This is a genomic window from Ramlibacter albus (genome assembly GCF_014297445.1).
In the GTDB taxonomy this organism is placed as follows: domain Bacteria; phylum Pseudomonadota; class Gammaproteobacteria; order Burkholderiales; family Burkholderiaceae_C; genus Ramlibacter; species Ramlibacter albus.
In genome coordinates this window covers 208,054-225,234 of sequence record NZ_JACORU010000005.1, presented here as the reverse complement: position 1 = coordinate 225,234, position 17,181 = coordinate 208,054, and the positions used below count along the sequence as shown (strand labels likewise).

The 17,181-nt window shown below is 69.4% G+C and carries 15 protein-coding genes; 11 read left to right on the top strand and 4 right to left on the bottom strand.

Annotated features, from left to right (window positions below):
• Window positions 1-16 precede the first annotated feature (16 nt).
• From H8R02_RS15290 to H8R02_RS15250, 9 genes are all read left to right on the top strand, one after another.
• Window positions 17-3,289 carry an ATP-binding protein gene (locus tag H8R02_RS15290; RefSeq protein ID WP_187082303.1) on the top strand — a complete coding sequence of 1,091 codons (3,273 nt, stop codon included), beginning with the start codon at window positions 17-19 and terminating at the stop codon, window positions 3,287-3,289.
• Between the two features lie 248 nt (window positions 3,290-3,537).
• Window positions 3,538-4,410, top strand: coding sequence for a transglutaminase family protein (locus H8R02_RS15285; protein WP_187082302.1), 873 nt, complete (start codon window positions 3,538-3,540; stop codon window positions 4,408-4,410).
• On the top strand, window positions 4,407-5,081 hold the full coding sequence (locus H8R02_RS15280; protein ID WP_187082301.1) for a hypothetical protein: 675 nt from the start codon (window positions 4,407-4,409) through the stop codon (window positions 5,079-5,081). The genes H8R02_RS15285 and H8R02_RS15280 overlap by 4 nt, the downstream gene beginning before the upstream one ends.
• A 37-nt stretch (window positions 5,082-5,118) precedes the next feature.
• Complete coding sequence (locus tag H8R02_RS15275; RefSeq protein WP_187082300.1) at window positions 5,119-5,469, top strand: hypothetical protein; 351 nt, start codon at window positions 5,119-5,121, stop codon at window positions 5,467-5,469.
• A 5-nt stretch (window positions 5,470-5,474) separates the two neighbouring features.
• Entirely contained in the window at window positions 5,475-5,870 is a 396-nt protein-coding gene (locus H8R02_RS15270) for a hypothetical protein (protein WP_187082299.1), read from the top strand.
• A 92-nt stretch (window positions 5,871-5,962) separates the two neighbouring features.
• Window positions 5,963-6,832: an ion transporter gene (locus H8R02_RS15265; protein WP_187082298.1), complete on the top strand. Its 870-nt coding sequence runs from the start codon at window positions 5,963-5,965 to the stop codon at window positions 6,830-6,832.
• Window position 6,833: 1 nt separating this feature from the next.
• Window positions 6,834-7,484, top strand: coding sequence for a trimeric intracellular cation channel family protein (locus H8R02_RS15260; protein WP_187082297.1), 651 nt, complete (start codon window positions 6,834-6,836; stop codon window positions 7,482-7,484).
• 77 nt (window positions 7,485-7,561) lie between these two features.
• A complete protein-coding gene (locus tag H8R02_RS15255) occupies window positions 7,562-8,668 on the top strand; it encodes an MBL fold metallo-hydrolase (RefSeq protein WP_187082296.1) in 1,107 nt (368 codons plus the stop codon).
• Window positions 8,665-9,267 (top strand): SCO family protein, encoded by a 603-nt coding sequence (locus H8R02_RS15250; protein WP_222622499.1) that lies wholly within the window; start codon window positions 8,665-8,667, stop codon window positions 9,265-9,267. Before H8R02_RS15255 ends, H8R02_RS15250 begins: the two co-directional genes overlap by 4 nt.
• Window positions 9,268-9,274: 7 nt before the next feature.
• Here H8R02_RS15250 and H8R02_RS15245 read toward each other — a convergent pair whose 3' ends face one another.
• From H8R02_RS15245 to H8R02_RS15235, 3 genes are read right to left on the bottom strand one after another with little or no spacing between them, the layout of a single operon-like run.
• Complete coding sequence (locus H8R02_RS15245; protein ID WP_187082295.1) at window positions 9,275-10,261, bottom strand: Bug family tripartite tricarboxylate transporter substrate binding protein; 987 nt, start codon at window positions 10,259-10,261, stop codon at window positions 9,275-9,277.
• The gene (locus tag H8R02_RS15240; RefSeq protein WP_187082294.1) at window positions 10,258-11,406 is read right to left on the bottom strand and encodes a CaiB/BaiF CoA transferase family protein; all 1,149 of its coding nucleotides are present in this window, start codon (window positions 11,404-11,406) and stop codon (window positions 10,258-10,260) included. The genes H8R02_RS15245 and H8R02_RS15240 overlap by 4 nt, the downstream gene beginning before the upstream one ends.
• Window positions 11,403-12,314, bottom strand: coding sequence for an HpcH/HpaI aldolase/citrate lyase family protein (locus H8R02_RS15235; RefSeq protein WP_187082293.1), 912 nt, complete (start codon window positions 12,312-12,314; stop codon window positions 11,403-11,405). The genes H8R02_RS15240 and H8R02_RS15235 overlap by 4 nt, the downstream gene beginning before the upstream one ends.
• A 102-nt stretch (window positions 12,315-12,416) precedes the next feature.
• On the opposite strand from H8R02_RS15235, the gene H8R02_RS15230 reads away from it, so the two are divergent.
• Window positions 12,417-13,226, top strand: a complete 810-nt coding sequence (locus H8R02_RS15230) for an N-acyl homoserine lactonase family protein (protein WP_187082292.1) — start codon at window positions 12,417-12,419, stop codon at window positions 13,224-13,226.
• An 86-nt stretch (window positions 13,227-13,312) separates the two neighbouring features.
• A complete protein-coding gene (locus H8R02_RS15225; RefSeq protein ID WP_187082291.1) occupies window positions 13,313-13,906 on the top strand; it encodes a LysE family translocator in 594 nt (197 codons plus the stop codon).
• Here the strand turns inward: H8R02_RS15225 and H8R02_RS15220 are convergent.
• The gene (locus tag H8R02_RS15220) at window positions 13,903-17,118 is read right to left on the bottom strand and encodes an ATP-binding protein (protein ID WP_187082290.1); all 3,216 of its coding nucleotides are present in this window, start codon (window positions 17,116-17,118) and stop codon (window positions 13,903-13,905) included. The genes H8R02_RS15225 and H8R02_RS15220 overlap by 4 nt on opposite strands.
• Window positions 17,119-17,181: the final 63 nt, after the last annotated feature.

Sequence of the window (17,181 nt, the reverse complement as noted above, 5' to 3'; positions counted from 1 at the left end):
ATGCTCGCCGGCAGCCATGAGTCTTGCAGTACTGCTGGCCAAGCACCAGCTTTCCCACCTGGAAGCCGTGCTGCGTGCCGCAGCCATCGACCTCGACATTGCCGCCGACCTGACCGATGCCGACCTGCAGTCACTCGGCATCGCGCTCGGCGACCGCAAGCGCCTGTTGCGCGCGCTCGCCGGCGCGAGCCAGGCCATCCGGCCCGATGGCGAGCGGCGCATGCTCACGGCCTGCTTCATCGACCTGGCCGGCTTCACCGCGCTGAGCACACAGCTGGACCCGGAGGAGCTGCGCCGCGCCGTGGGCGAGTACCAGCAACTTGCCACGCGCGTCATTGGCGAATGGCAGGGCGCCGTGGCGCAATACCTCGGCGATGGCGTGCTCGCTTACTTCGGCTACCCGCGCGCGCACGAGGACGACGCGGAGCGCGCGGTCCGCGCCACCGTGGCCATCGTGGAGGGAACTGGCAAGTTGTCGGTTGCGGGCCGCCCGTTGCGCGCTCGCTGCGGCATTGCGACCGGCCTCGTCGTCGTCGGTGGCGTGGTCGCAAGCGAGCTCGTGGCCGGCTCCGTGGCCGTGGGTGAAGCACCGAATCGCGCCGCCCGGCTGCAGGGCCATGCCGCGCCCGGAGACGTGGTGGTGGATGCGGCGACTCGGCGCCTGCTCGGGCCGGGTGTCCAGCTGGAAGAACTCGGCGAGGTCGCTTTCAAGGGGTTCTCCGCGCCGGTCGGGTGCTGGCGCGTAAGCGGCACTGCGGCCGCGCCCGCGCGATTCCAGGCACCCGATGTTTCGTCCGAGCTCGTCGGGCGAGAGAAGGAGGCCGCCGTGTTGCGGGACGCATGGCGGTCGGCATGCGACGGCCGAGGCCGCTCGGTGGTCGTCAGCGGCGAGCCTGGCATCGGCAAGTCGCGGCTGGCCGGCGAAGCGTGTGCCAATGCAAGCGAAAGCGGTGCGGCTTCGCTCCTGCTCCAAGGCTCGCCGCACCACACGGCCACCGACCACTACCCGCTGCGCCACGCATTGGAAGTCCATGGCGCCCGCACCGGCGACCCGAAGTCGCTCGAGGACAGGCTGGCCGGGTGGATGGCCGAATTCGCGAGGCTGGACGCGCCGTCGGCGCTTACCCGTGCCAAAGGTCTTGCACCGCTCTTCGAAGGCGGGGGCACGGCGGCGTCGCACGCGCTGCGCGAGCAACTCGTGGAACTGGTGTGCGATGCGGCATCGAAGCGGCCGGTGCTGGTGCTGGTGGAGGACGCGCACTGGATCGACCCTTCCACGTCCGAATGGCTGCGCGCCCTGGCTGCGGCCCTCCGCAGCCGGCGCGTCCTGCTGATCGCCACCACGCGGCCGGAAAAGACCATCGCCACCCAGTTGCGCGCGGACACCGAAGTGCCGCTGGAACAGCTGGCGCCCGCGGCGGCGCACGCGCTCGTCGATCGCGCAACCCACGGCAACAGCCTGCCGCGGCGCGTGGTGGACGCCATCGTCCAACGCGGTGGCGGAGTCCCCCTCTACCTCGAGGAGATCGCGCGGGCGGTGGTCGAGGCCGAGAGCCGCGGCGCGGCAACCGTCGACGTCCCCGAAACACTGCAGGCATCGCTGCTGTCCCGCTTCGACCGCCTCGGCACCGCGCGCGAGCTCCTGCAACTGGCTTCCGTCATCGGGCGCAGCTTCGATGTCGACCTTCTGGCGGCACTCGCGGGAACCGACGCACCCGATGTGCTTGCTTCCCTCGATCGTGTCGCGCAGGCCGGGCTCGTCCTTCCCCCGCGCGAGCAAGGCCCGCGCGAATGGACCTTCAAGCATGCGCTCATCCGCGAGAGCGCGTACTCGACGCTGCTGTTGTCCGCTCGGCGGGAGCTCCACGGCCGCTTGGCGGACCTGATCGCGGCCCGCGGCTCGGGCGACAGCGGCCGCGCGGAGGCCGCGGCCTGGCACCTCACGGCCGCCGGCCGCAGCCGGGAAGCCATCGAGGCCTGGAACGTTGCCGGCGCGAGTGCGGCGCGCCGCGGGGCTGCCGGCGAGGCGCAGCAGCACTACGAGCAAGCCCTGGCGCTTATCCGGGGGCAGGCGGCGGGGCCCGAACGCGACGCGCAGGAGCTCGCGCAGTTGCTGAAGCTCGGCCCGCTGGTGATGATGGCGCGGGGTGTCGGTGTGCCGGTCAGCATCGAGATCTATGAACGCGCCCGCGAGCTGTCGCTGCACGCAGGTACGCCCGCCCAGCGGTTCTCGATCGCGTTCGGGCTGTGGTATTCGTACGAGCACCAGGGCCGCACGGCGCAACAGGCCGCGATGCTGCAGGCCATGCGTGAGATGGCGGCGGCGTCCGGCGACCCGCGTGAGCAGTTGCAGGTCCACCATGCCGAGTGGGAAACGCTGCTGAACCGCGGCGAGCTGCAGGCAACGATCCGCGCGGCGGACGCCGGCCTCGCGCTCTATGACCCGCGCGACCGGCCACTCTACCTGCGCCATTTCGGCGGCCACGATCCTGCGGTATGCGCCCTCTCGTACCGCGGTGCCGCGCAATGGTCGCTGGGCCAGTCGCAACTGGCCCGGCGCACGTTCGACGAGGCACTCGAGCGCGCCACGCAGGCGTCGGACCTGGGCTCGCGACTCATTGCCACCATCACGCTGGGCGGGCTTTGCTTCATGGGCCGCGAGCCCGAGCGCATGCTGGCGGTCGTTCCGCCATTGCTGGAGGACTGCCGCCGCGCCGGGTTCGCGACCGGCATCCTCACCCTTGCCATCGGCTGGGCCAACGCCATGCTGGGCCGCGAGCACGACCTTGCGCAGATGCACCGCACGGTTGAAGGGCTGCGGCGACACGGGGTGCGCATCCGCCTGGCCTACTACGAACTCGTGCTCGCGGACACGTTGCGCCTCCATGCCGATGTGGCGGGCGGGCTGCAGCAGGTGGCGCGGTCAAGGGACTTGGCCAGCACCTACTCGGACGCGACGGTTGCGGCGAAGATCGGGCTGGTCGAGGGAGACCTGCACCTGCTGGCTGGCAACGAGGAACGTGCCCTGCAGTGCTGGCGCGAGACGCTGGACGTGTGCCGCCGCTATGGGTCCGTGTTCCTGGAGCTGGACGCCGCGCTTCGGATCGCTCGCGTGGAGGAGCGGCAGGGGCGCAGCAGCAGCGCAGCTGGGACCGTCGAGAAACTGCTGCTGCAGCGGCTCGACCGGGATGAGCGAGGTGCCATCGTCGAAGATGCGCGGCGCTGGTTGGCCGGCAAGATCGCGGGGCAGGCGGACACGCCAAGTTCAGCGTCGAATCGACAGCGCTGACGTCGAATCGACATCACCTCGAACGCAACGCACTCGCTATCCGCGAAAGAGGCGCCGGGCATCGTCGTTGCCTTCGTCGATCGATTCGGGAACGTCGAACTTAGTCTGACTAGAACTCCATCACCAAGAGGGGGTGCGTTTTCCCAACGTCGCGCATCAGACTTCCGTCTTGCCCCGAGTGTTTTTGTTCATTCCTCGGCCTGAGAGACGCACTTCTCACGGAACATGTCTTCGACGCAGGGAGAGACATGAAACGGAGAACAGCGCTGGCAAGCACTTTCGCGGCGATCGTCGCGGCGCCGCTTTCGACATCCGCAGCAATGCCGCGTCCGCACGGGTTGCCTGCGGCAGTAAGCGACCTCCTCGCGCTGCCGGAAGACCGCATCGACGTCGGCCGCGCGTCGCTCGTCCTCGCACGCGAGGTTTACCCTCGCCTCGACGTCGAGAGGTACTCATCGAGGATCGATGAGATGGTGCGTGGCGCCCGGCAGTACATGGCCAGCCAGCCGAGCCGCAACTACATCGACACGCTGATCGCATTCAACACGTACATGTTTCGCCATTGGGGCATGGCGTACGACCATGCCGCCGACGCGAGGGACAAGCAGGCCAACTACTTCCTCAACGGCATCCTCGACACGCGCAAGGGGATGTGCATCACGATGCCGCTGCTGTACATGTCAGTGGCGCAGCGCCTTCCTCTTTTCGTTCGCGGAGTCACAGCGCCCCTCCACTGCTTCCTGCGCTACGTGCGGCTCGCGGCGCCGCACCACAACATCGAGGTCACCAGCGGCGGTGGCGTGCTCAGCGACGCTGAGTACATCAGGCGGTACGGTGTACCGCAGAGGGGACTGGAAAGCGGCGCCTACATGCGCACGCTGACGATGCGGGAGTACCTCGGCATCGTGATGCTGCAGATCCCCTTGGTCATCTACCGTCAGGGAAGGACGCAGGAGGCGCTCGCCTACTTCGAGGCGATCCACGAACTCGATCCGCGCGATGTCGTTTGTCTTGACTACCTGGCGCGGTTCTGGAGAGCCGAAGGGCAGATGGGGAAGAGCGAGGCTTACCGACGCAAAGCGGTGGAGCTGGGAATTTCCTATGGAACGGAGCGGCAATGAAGTCGAGATCAATCTTTGCGGCGCTGGCGCTTGTGTTTGCCGTCGCAGCCTCCGCGTCGGCTTCCGACCCTCCGGCTTTGGGCGATCGGCTCACCCGGCTCGGTTACGCCGAAGCGAACCCACTGACGCAGTTCGACCCGACCGGCCTGGACTGTGTCACCGCGGACGGGTTCACCAAGTGCCGCTTTCCGGGCGGTCCGTCGTTCAGGGTCCCTGCGCAGCCCGGTTTTCCTGCGTACATGGGGCCAACGCATCCGCTCTATCACGCGTACGATGTGGTGCAGCGGCTCGCTCCTGCTGATCGTGAGTGCGTGCTGAAGATGCTCAAGGACAATCCCACGCCGGGTCTTCCGAATGCGGCAACGGCTGCAGGCACACCGAACAATGCGGTGGTGGAATTCGTGACCGACAGCAACATCGTGACCTCGTTCCTGACCAACGACCTCAATACGGGCGCGCAGCTCGTCGTCAACATCACGGGACCGGGCAGCCGATTCGGACCAGGTTATGTGGCGAGGACGGTGACCGACGGTGTCTTGCACACGTATGGTGAGGGCACGAACTTTATCCAGTCGTCATTGATGCCATCGCTCTTGACTGCAGTTGCAAACGAATATGTGTGGGGGCGCGAGATGAAGATGATCGTCCAACGATGCACTTGCCGGAGGTGACGGCTTGCGGCCCGGTTCTGCGACTTGCTTGGGATTCGTGGCAGCCGCCGCACTTCCAGCCCTCTACATCGGTGTGTTCCATCCCCTGACGGGTGATCACGACCTGCTGTCGATGCTGGCGACGACGTTCATCATGGCCTACTTTTCGGCAGTCGCGGCGGTCCTGATCGGCGTCCCCTCGTATTTCGCACTCCGGAGGCTGAACCTGGTGAAGTGGTGGTCAGCAACGGTTTTCGGGGCGCTGGCCGGTGCGGTCGTCCGCGGCGTCGCAACTATCCCTGCTGACCCGGAACCGGCGGTGTTGTTGCGTTTCGCGCTGCTGGGCGCTGCTGCCGGCTTCCTCTTCTGGCTGATCTGGAGGCAGGGGCACGGCGCGCTCCACGATTAAAAGACGTGCAGCCGGCCCGTGCAACATGCTTCGCCTTCGTGGCGGCGTCCGTGCTACCCGCACTGTGCGTAGGCATCGGGGATCCGCTGACCGGCAATCGCGCGGCCGACACGATGCTGGTGACGTTCTTCATCATGTACTACTTCTCCGCTGTCGCGACAGTCCTGTTTGGCGTTCCAGCTTACTTTGCCATGCGGAAATTCAGGGCGATCCGTTGGTGGTCGGCCACTCTCGTTGGCATCTTTGCGGGGGTCGTCATGCGTCGCGGGGTAGCCTTGCCGGGCGGCTATGCGAGTTTTGAAGACCTGTGGAACTTCGGCATGCTCGGGGCTGCCGCCGGCTTCCTGTTCTGGGCGGTCTGGCGCCTGGGGCATGGGCCGGACGCACCTGGCCCGAAATAGAGCGAGAAGCTGGCGCTTGCGGAAACGGCGCGCCACCCTCGCCTTCGCGCTGTCCGGCCACGCGATGGTCAACCGCAGCTAAGCTAGCGTCGATGCCCCCCACCGACCATCCCTTCGGCAAGCCTCCCAGCGGCATCCGCCGCCGCATGTACGAGATCATCTTCGAGTCGGACACGCGCGCCGGCCGCATGTTCGACACGCTGGTGATCGTCGCCATCCTCGTCGTCGTGGTGGTGATGGCCGACAGCGTGCGGGCATGGAACCTCAGGTTTCGCACGTTCTTCGAAGTCACCGAGTGGATGTTCACGGCGCTCTTCACGCTGGAATACCTCGCGCGGCTGGCGTCGGTGCAACACCCCTTGCGATACGCGCGCAGCTTCTTCGGTGTGGTGGACCTGCTCTCTGTCCTGCCGACTTACCTGGCCCTGTTCCTGCCCGAGCTGCACGCACTGATCGACGTGCGCATCCTGCGCCTGCTGCGCATCTTCCGCATCTTCAAGCTGACGAGCTACATCGCCGAATACCAGGTGATGGCCGAGGCTTTGGTGGCCAGCCGCCGCAAGATCATGGTTTTCCTGGCCGCGGTGCTGATGGTGGCGCTGGTGCTCGGCACCCTGCTTTATGTCGTGGAGGGCCCGGACAACGGGTTCCGCGACATCCCGACGTCGGTGTACTGGGCGATCACGACGATCACCACCGTCGGCTTCGGCGACATCACGCCCAAGACGGAACTCGGGTGCCTCATCGCGTCGCTGATGATGCTGATCGGGTGGGGCACGCTCGCGGTGCCGACGGGCATCGTCACCGCCGAGATGACGGTGCGGCGTCACGCGTGGCCCGTGGCGGCCGAAGCGCGGACGTGCGCGTCCTGCGGCACGGGCGGCTACGGGTCGGAGGCGAAGTTCTGCCAGATGTGCGGGAGCGGGTTGGCGCCGGGCGACTCGGGCAAGATCGCCTCCTGACATGCCCGACGCCTCTTTCCTCTCCATCGCCCTCACCGCGGTCGAAACCTCAGCCACCCTCGCCTTCGCGTTGTCCGGCCTGCTCGAGGCCGCACGCAAACGCCTCGACCCCGTCGGCGTCTGCATCGTGGCCGGCCTCGCCGCCTTCGGCGGCGGTACGTTGCGCGACGTGCTGCTCGACCGTCGCCCGTTCTTCTGGGTCGCGCACTCCGAATGGCTGTGGGCGCTGCTCGCGCTTTGCGTACTCGCGATGGCTTTCCTGCGCAGTCGTCACTTCGCACCGACGGAGCGCGCGATGCAATGGCCCGATGCGCTCGGCCTCGGACTGTTCAGCGCGAGCGGTACCCAGCTCGCGCTGGCGCAAGACCTCCCCGGCATCGTCGCCGTGCTCATGGGCGTGATCACCGCCACCTTCGGCGGCGTGCTGCGCGACATCGTCTGCAATGAAATTCCTGCTGCACTGCGGGACCACAGCCCGTACGCGGTCTGCGCATTCGTCGGTGGGTGGGTGCTGGTACTGGCGCAGCACGCCGGCACGCCGGCGGGCATCGCGCTGCTGCTTGGCGCCGCGTGCGCAAGCGGGCTGCGCGTGCTGGCGATGCTCACCGGCTTCTCACTGCCGCGCTGGTCCTCGGGCAGCGGCCCGGGCTGACGCAGCGCCGACAGGCGGTTTTGCGTTGGCGGGGCGCGGTCCGCAAGAATGGGCCGCAACAACGACGAGGAGCTGCTATGAAGTACGTGACCGTTTCCCGGCGTCAATGGATCTCCACCGCGGCCGCGGTGTGCTGCGCGGCCGCCATGCCACGCGCCACCCGCGCGGCGGCGCTGCAGGTGCCCACGGTGGACAGCCTCACCGTCAAGGTGGTGACGGACAGCAGCTACGACACGCCCCGCCCGCAAACCAACAAGTGGGTGCGCGTGGAGCGGGTGCCCTTCGTCTCGCGCGCCGACTACCGCCGCGCGCTGCACAACGAGTGGGGCCTGTCGCTCGGGCTGGAGTCGCGCATCGGCACCGACAGGCGCACGATGATGCTCGACTTCGGATACACCCCCGCGGCGCTGATGAACAACATGGAGATCGTGGGCGTGCGGCCCGAGCAGCTGCAGGCCCTGATCGTCAGCCACGGCCACTTCGACCACTACGGCGGGCTCGTCGCGCTGCTGCAGAAGTACCGCGACAAGCTGCCCGCCGACCTCAAGCTGTACGTGGGCGGCGAGGAGAACTTCTGCATCCGCAAATCGCAGACCGCGCAGCCCGGCCACTTCAGCGACTTCGGTGCGCTGGACCGCCGCGAGCTCGCCGCGCTCAAAGTGGCGGTGGTGCCGTGCGAGCAGCCGCGGGTGATCGAGGGCCACGCGTTCAGCACCGGCATCATCCAGCGCCGCAGCTTCGAGCGCGTGCTGCCGAACACCTTCGTCGACTTCTCGATGAAGGACGGCCTGGGCTGCAACATGCCCGCCGAAAACGCCAAGGCGGAAGGCAAGCTCGCGCCCGACAACCACCTGCACGAACACGGCACGGTGTTCAACGTGAAGGACCGCGGCCTCGTGGTCATCACATCGTGCGGACACGCCGGCGTGGTGAACACGGTGAAGCAGGCGATGGAGGTTTCCGGCATCGACAAGCTGCACGCCGTGATGGGCGGCATCCACCTCTTCCCCGCGCCGGACGACTACATCCTCAAGACCATCGAGGAACTCAAGGCCATGTCGCCCGATGTCGTGGTGCCCCTGCACTGCTCGGGCCCCGGCTTTGTCAACGCGATGCGCAACATCTTCGCGGACCGGCTGGTGACCTCGACCACGGGCACCATCATCTCCTTCGGCGCTGCGTGAGCGTCGCGCGGCGGCGCCTGCTTGCGGCGGCCGCGGCCTGCGCCGCCCTGCCCGGCCGCGCGCAGCAGCGCACCGGTGCCGCGCGGATGATGGACGACCTGATGAATGGGCGTGGGCCGATCGGCGGCCCCTTCACCTTGCAGGGCGTCGACGGCAGGCCGGTGCGGCTCGCCGACTTCTCCGGAAAGGTGGTACTGCTGTACTTCGGGTACACCGGCTGCGCCGACGTGTGCCCGACCGATCTGGTGCAGATGGCACGCTTGCTCTCGTTGCTGGGCAAGGACGCAGCGCAGGTGCAGCCCGTCTTCGTCACGCTCGATCCGCAGCGCGACACCGCGGCCGTGGTCCGTGAATACGTGAAGTCGTTCGACGCGCGCATCGTCGGCCTGCGCGGCAGCGAGGCCGAAACGCGGCGCGTGGCCACCGCGTACAAGGTGGCCTATGAGAAGGTGCCGGCCACGCGCGGCTATTTCATCGACCACACGGCGTTCTTCTACCTGCTGGACCCGGCCGGCCGCTATGTCGCGTTCATGCCGCCGGGCACCAGCGCCGAGCGCATGCTGGCGCTGGTGAAGGACAACCTCGGCCTGCTGCGCTGAGCGCCGCTCAGTCCACCTTCATCCCCGACTCGCGGATGATCGGTGCCCACTTGGCGATCTCGTCCTTCGTGATCGTGCCCAGCTCCGCCGGGCCGGCCTTCATCGCGGTCGCGCCCTGCGCGGTGAAGAACGCCTCCATCTCCGGCATGGCCTGCACCGACGCGACGGCCTTGCGCATCTGCTCCACCATGTCCTTCGACACGCCCTTGGGGGCATACATCGCCACCCACAGCTCACCGACGAGGCCGGGCACCGCGTCGATCGCCAGCGGCACGTTGGGCAGTGCGGGCGCACGATGCAGCGAGGGCACCGCCAGTGCCTTGAGCTGCCCGCCCTTGACGAACTGGAGGCACGCAGGGATCGTGCTCACCATGATGTCGAGCGTGCCGCCGATCACGTCGGTGAGCGCGGGCGCCACGCCCTTGTACGGCACGTGCGTGATCTGCACGCCCTGCGACTTCTTGAGCATCTCCATCAGCAGGTGCGAGAAGGTCCCGTTGCCCGACGAGCCGTAACTGAGCTTGCCGGGCTCCTTGCGCGCGAGCGCCACAAGCTCCTGCAAGGTATTCGCCGGAAACTTGGGGTTCACGACGATGGCGTGCTGCACGACGGCGATGCCCGCCACAGGCTCGAAGTCCGCGATCGGGTCGAAGCCGGTGGACTTGTACAAGCTGGGGTTCACCGCCTGCGCGCTGTTCACCGTGACCATCCACACGCTGCCGTCCTTCGGCGCGGATTTCGCAACCCATGCCGAGCCCACGTTGCCGCCCGCGCCGGGGCGGTTCTCCACGACGACGTTCGCGCCGGTGAACTGCGGCAGCCGCGCAGCGACGGCGCGCGCCATCACATCGTTGGAACCGCCGGCGGCCTGCGGCACGATGAGCGTCATCTGCTTGGGCAGCGTCGATTGCGCGAAAGCAGGCAAGGCGGCGGCAAGCGGCGCAAGCGCAAGGCCTGCGGCGACACGGCGGCGAACGGGATCGTAGGGGCTCATGACTTCGTCTCCTTCTTGATCAATGCCTGGTCCTGCCCGATCTTCGGCGCAGGCGTGCGGATGGTGCCGGGCGTGCGCGACAAACGCGGGAACACGTTGTGCATGAGGATGCTGCCCAGCTCCGGGTCCGGCACGTCCACCAGCACCTGCCGCTGTTTCACGTGCGGCTCTTTCACGATCTCATCCACGTTGAGGACCGGGCCGACGGTCACTTCGTATTCGGCGAAGTGGGCCAGGTTCTCCTGCAGCGTGCGCTGCGCGATGAAGCCGCCGATCAGCGCGTCGAGTTCATCGATGTTGGCGATGCGCGCGGAGTTGTCGATGAAGCGCGGGTCGAGCGCGAGCTCGGGCCGGCCGATGGCGGCCATCACGCGCTCGGCCATGCGCTGCGTCGAGCCGGACATCACCATCCAGTGGCCGTCGCTGCACAGGTAGGCATTGCGCGGCGCGGCATTCTCGGCCCGGTTGCCGAGGCGGCGCGGGCGCTTGCCCGTGTGTTGGTAGATGGCCGCGTCGGGGCCGAGCACGCCGATCATCGGTTCGAGCAGCGACAGGTCCACCACCTGCCCTTGCCCGCCGTTGACTTCCACTTCGCGCACGGCCGCGAGCGTGGCGAACGCGCCGGAGAGCCCCGCGATCATGTCGGCGAGGCCGAGGTTCGGCAGCGCGGGAGGCTTGTCGGGGAAGCCATTGCGCTCCGCAAAGCCCGAGAACGCTTCGACCAGGGTGCCGAAGCCGGGCCGCTCCGCATACGGCCCCGTCTGGCCCCAGCCCGAGATGCGCACGATGACGAGGCCCGGGTTCACCGCATGCAGGTCGTCGGGGCCGAGACCAAAGGCCTCCATGCCGCCGTGGCGAAAGCTCTCCACCACCACCTGCGCCTGCGGCACCAGCGCGAGCAATGCATCGCGGTCGCCCTTGTCCTTCAGGTCCAGGCAGATGCTCTTCTTGTTGCGGCCGTAGACCTTCCACCACAGCGGCTTGCCGTCGTTCTTCCAGTCGCGCAGCGTGTCGCCCTGGGCGCTCTCCACCTTGATGACTTCGGCGCCGAAGTCCGCGAGCTGCAGCGTGAGCATGTTGCCCGCCATGAGGCGCGAGAGGTCCAGCACGCGGATACCCGCGAGCGGCAAACGTCCGCCGGTCATGCCGCGTCCTTGCGCGCCTTCGAGCGGCGCGCCTGCAGCGCGTCGTAGCGCTCGAGGAAGCGCCGCGCGCGCACGGCGATCGGCTCGTCGATCATCTTGCCTTCGTACGCGACGGCGCCGCGGCCCGCCGCCACAGACGCATCGAAGAATTCGAGCAACTTGCGCGCACGCTCCGCCTCTTGCGCCGTGCCGCCGAACACCTCGTTGGCGATCGGCACCTGCGCCGGGTGGATGCAGATGCAGCCGCGCATGCCGATGTTCCGCGCGCGCATCAGCACGCTGCGATACGCCTCGGTGTCGGTGAACTCGGCCACCGTGCCCGGCAGCCCCATGGGCTGCAGCCCCGCCGCAGCAGCGGCCAGCGCCAGCATCTGCGCCGGCACCGCCATGCTCTCGGGCTGCGAGGGGATGCCCATGGCCGCACCGAAATCCTCGGTGCCGAACAGCAGCGCGCTCAGGCGCGGCGACGATTGCGCGATGGCGAGCGCATTGCAGATCGCCAGCGGCGACTCCAGCAGCGCCACCACGCGCACCACGCCCGGCTCGCGGCCGTGCCGCGCCTCCAGCGCGCCGATCGCGTGGTCCAGCCGCAGCACCTGCGCGGCCGTATCCACCTTCGGCACCAGCAGGCCGTTGGCGCCTGCCGCGACAGCGGCTTCGAGGTCGGCGTCCAGCAGGCCGGGCTCGTTGTTCACGCGCACGTACACCGGAACACCGGCGCTTGCCTGCAGCCGCGGCACGAAGCCTGGGATGTTGGCGCGCGCGGCGTCCTTGGCCGGCCGCGCGACCGCGTCTTCCAGGTCGAGGATCAGCGCGTCGGCGCCGCGCTGGCCCGCCTTGGCGAGGAATCGGTCCGTGTCCGCCGGCACGAACAGCATGGAGCAGGGTTCAACCATCGTCTCGTTCATCGCTCCTACCTTACGCGAAACGCGGCTCAGGGTGTTCCCCAATGTGCGGTGAATGCTTTCGCGCAAACTCATGGCCACAACCACAACCCAGGAGAAGAGTCCATGCACCGGATCGCCCGCGCCCTGCTCGCTGCCGCCTCCTTCACCGTGTTGGCCGCCTCGGCGCAGCAGCCCGCCGCCGAAGTGTCCATCGCGCGCCTGGACTGCGGCACCGGCAACAACGACCAGCGCCGCTTCACCGACACCTTCGCGTACAACAACCCGAGCGTGCCCTTCACCTTCAGCTGCTACGTCATCAGGCACGGGGACGACTACATGGTGTGGGACACGGGCTTCGCGCCCGGCTCCAACCCGAATGCACCGCAGGTGTCGCTCGTGGACCAGATGGCGCGGCTGAACGTGAAGCCCGAGCAGGTGAAGTACGTCGGCATCAGCCACTTCCACGCGGACCACACGGGGCAGCTCGGTTCGCTGCCGGGCGCGACGCTGCTGATCGGCGCGCTCGAGTGGGCGGCGCTCACCGCCGCCAGCCCGATGGCGGGCGCCAACGTCGGGGGCTTTCGCCACTGGCTCACCGGCGGCGGCAAGGTGGAGCCGCAGAGCGCCGACAAGGACGTCTTCGGCGACGGCTCGGTCGTCATCCTGCGCGCGCCCGGCCACACGCCGGGGCACCAGGCGCTGCTGGTGCGCCTGAAGGACAAGGGCCCGGTCATCCTGAGCGGCGACCTCGTGCACTTCCGCGAGAACTACGAGAATGCCGGCGTCCCCGGCTTCAACTTCGACCGCGCGCAGACCCTGGCCACCATCGACCGCGTCAAGCAGATCGAGAAGAACCTCAAGGCCAAGCTGATCATCCAGCACGACCCGCGCGACATCCCGCTGCTCGCCGCGTTCCCGGCCTGGACGAAGTAGCACGCTCGCTGTACTGCCCGTTTCGATAGCACAGCGGGCGGGTGTATGTACCGGTGGCGGCGCGCGCAGCGCGCTACGGTTGCAGCATGCCTGCCGAAAGCCTGCTCCCGCTTGCCACCTACTGCGCCCTCATGTCCGGCACGCCCGGGCCCAACAACGTGATGCTCGCCGCGTCGGGCGCCAACTTCGGGTACCGCCGCACGCTGCCGCACATGCTGGGCATCAACATCGGCGCGGCGGTGCTCACGGTGGTGGTGTGCCTCGGGCTCGGCGTGGTGTTCCAGCGGTTTCCGGCGCTGCACGGCGCGCTGAAGATCGTCGGCGCGCTGTACCTCGTGTGGCTCGCGTGGAAGCTCGCAGGCGCCAGCGTGCAGCGCGGCAGTGCTGCGGCCACGCCGCTGTCGTTCACCGAAGGCGCGATGTTCCAGGTGGTCAACCCCAAGACGTGGATGAAGGCCGCCACCATCGCCACGATGTTCATGCCCGCGGACTTCGGCGCGCTGCAAGGCGCGCTGCTGGTCGCCGCCATCGGGATCGTGGTCGGCTTCCCGCTGATCTCGGTGTGGGCACTCTTCGGCGTGGCCATCGGCCGCTTCCTCGGCTCGCCGCTCGCGCTGCGCGTGTTCAACGGCGCGATGGGCCTCGCGCTCGTCGTGCTGGCCGTGAGCCTGGTGCTCTAAGGCGCCGCCAGCGAGGCGCAGCGCAGTTCGTCCAGCGGCTGCCCGCTGGCGCGGAAACCCTGCGCCGCGGCGGCGAACTTTTCCTTCGCGGCCGAGGCGTCGCCCGATGCCAGTGCGATGTGGGCGCGGGCCTCGTGCAGCGCCGCGTACCACGCGGGCAGCTTCATCACGACGTTGGCCAGGTAGTCCGAAGCCTGCTCGTGGCTGCTCGCCAGCGTCATCTCGCGCGCCCGCGCCGCGGCGATGGTCGCCGGGATCGCGAACGTGATCCGGCAACCGGGGCAAGTCTCCAGCGGCCCCCGCACCGCCGCCTGCGCCTCCTCGACGACGCACACGGCCGCCTCGGGGTCCCGCGCCAGCGCGATGCGCGTGCCGTAGATCCGGTCCAGCAGATGGAAGCCCACGTCCGACTGCCGCGCCACGTCGAGCGCCTCGCCCAGCAGGCCGCGGGCGTGGTCCATGCGGCCGCGATGCATCGCGAGCTCGGCGCGCCGCTGCAGCGACAGTGCCTCGCCGGTCGCGCCGCCGATGGCGCGGTGCATGCGCCCGCCCGCGACCAGGTCCACCTCGGCCGCGTCGAGCTGGCCGCTCAGGAGCCGCGCTTCGCCCCGCAGCGTGGTCGCGAAGGCTTCACCTCGCGCCGCGCCCAGCCGCTGCGCCTCGGCCGCCAGCGAATCCGCGAACGCGATCACGTCTGCATACGGCCGCGAGCCATAAAGGAAGCGCTGCGTGATGCACAGGTGCCCGTCGAACACGCGCACGGCCAGCTGCGGCAGGTGGCTGGTCTCGCGCAGGTCGGCCCACACGCTGCCGTGCAGGTCGCCGCGCGCGTGCGCGGCCGCGGCCTGCGCCCATGACGCGATGACCAGCGCGCCTTCATCGCCGCTTTCCATGGCCAGGCGCCGCACTTCGGCCGCACGCCGCGAGCCTTCGGCCGGGTCGCCGAAGCCGAGCGCGGCCGCGCCGCTGTAGGCCAGCGCTTCGGCCACGCGGCCGGCGAGTGTCGTCGGGTGCACGTCCTTCAGGTAGGCCAGCGCACCCGGCGGGTCGCTCATCTTCACCTGCGCCAGCGCGCGCTTGGCGCGCAGCTCCTGGGCGTGCTCGTGCGGCGCGACGTCGGCTGCCGCGTCGTACGCCGCGAGCGTACCGGGGCGCGCGAGTGCGTCGAGCGACTCGGCTCGCAAGGCGAGCGCCTCGACCCGGGCGGCGCGCAGCGCGGGCGCTTCGGGCCCTGCGGGGCGCTGCGCCGGCCGCTCGGGCCACACAGGACCGTTCGCGAGCAGCGGCTCGACGTGCCGCAGCACGTCCTCGTAGGCGCCGAGCGCGAACGCGTGGCGCGCGGCCGCCACCGAGAACGCACTCGCGCGCTCCACGTCGCCTGCCGCCAGCCAGTGTTGGCCGACGAGGCCCGGCGCGGCGCCCGCCTGCTGCAGCCGCGTGGCCACCTCGCGGTGCAGGGCGATCCGGCGGTGCGGCGCGACCGCGTCCACCAGCGCCTGCCGCACGAGGGCGTGGCGGAAGCGATAGCGGCCGCGCGACACGACGAGCACGCCGCAAGCCAGCGCTGCATCGAGCCGGGCGAGCGGGTCGGCGCGAACCGCCGCCCCGGGACGGGCGAGCGCACCAGCGTCCACCGCGTCGTCCGCCGCCAATGCAACCGCCGTGGCCACGTCGAACGACTCCGCGGCGATCGCGAGGCGCCGCATCGCATCCATCGAGTCCGCGTCGACGTCGCACAGGCGCTGCGCAATGGCCGCCGCCACCGCTGCTGTCTCACCGGATTGCGCCAGCTCCACCACCGCGAAGGGATGGCCTTCGCCGAGCCGCGCGATCCGCGCCGCCGCTTCGGGTGCCAGCGCTTGCGACGAGACGCGCGTTGCCAGCAGCGCCGCCTCGTCCTCGGCCAGCGGCCCGAGCTCCAGCGCCTCCAGTTGCCGGCTGCGCACCATCCGCTCGACGTGCTGCGCCAGCACCGGCGGCAACACGGTCCGGCAAGCGAACAGCACGAAGACCGGCGGCCCGCTTGCCACCAGCTGCACCAGCGCTTCGGCACTGGCGTCGTCGGCCGCGTGCGCATCGTCCACCACCAGCAGTACCGGTTTGTCGCCGGACGTCGCGAGCAACAGCCTGCGAAGTGCGCCGACCACCTGGTGGCGGCCGAGCGGGAGGGGAAGCGGGAGCGTCCCGCCATGCGCGCTGATCGCGGTAAGGACGGTGTGAGCGGGTGCGCCGATCGCCTGCGCAGCATCGGGCAACTCCTGCAGCAGGGGCTGCACGAGGTCGGCCGCGATCCCGTACGGCCGCGTCCAGTCGCCCGCCTGCAGCGCGCGCACCTGCCAGCCGAGGCCCCGCGCTTCTTCCATCACTCGGCGGCAGAAGGCAGTCTTGCCCATGCCCGCAGGCGCACGCACGATCGCGCCGCCGGGTTGTCCCGCGAGGCTGGAGCGCAGCAGGCCCAGCACCCGCACGAGCTCCAGCGCGCGGCCGACGAAGCGCGGCGCCGTGCCTTGCAGGCCCGCCACGCACTCGCGGTACACGGCTTCCGCGTGCGGGCCCGGCCGCAGCCCCAGCCCCTGCAAGTGATCTCGCAAGTGGCCCCACCAGCGCAGCGCCGACGAGCGCCGGCCCGCGGCCAGCTCCTCGCGCATCAGCTGCACGTGCGCGTCTTCGTCGGTGGGGTCTTCGCGCACCAGCGCCTCCAGGTCGCCGGCCGCGCGCAGCAGGCGCAGGTGCTTCTCGCGCAGGCGCTGCCGCGGCTCCTCGGTCCAGGCCTCGTAGCGGGACTCGGGCAACAGCTCGCCCGTGTACAGGCGCGCGGCCGCCTTGCACGCCTGCGCGTCCCCGGCGGCCAGCGCTTCGTCGGCCGCGCGCTCGAAGCATTGCGCGTCGCAATCGACAGGGGTTTCGGGCAACAGCAGCACGCACCCGCCGCGCAGCACCAGCGCGCCCGGCGCGCCGACGAACTGCCGGGCATGGTGCGCCGCCTTGCGCAGGTTGGCGCTGCCGGCCTCGGGCAGCAGGTGCGGCCACAGCGCCTCCACGACCTGCTCGTTGCGCAGGCTGCGCTGCGGCTGCAGGCTGAGCAGCTGCACCAGCTCGGCCGCGCGCCGGCCGGGCGCGGTGTGCGGCGCGTCGCCGCCCACGCTCACGCTGAAGCGGCCGAGCAGGCGGATCGCAACCGGCGGCGCCGGCGGGACCTGGTGCAACGACATGGGTGCCCTCCGTTCCGGGAACGTTCGAGGAACGCCTGCCGCGGAACATTGCCAGCGAGTATG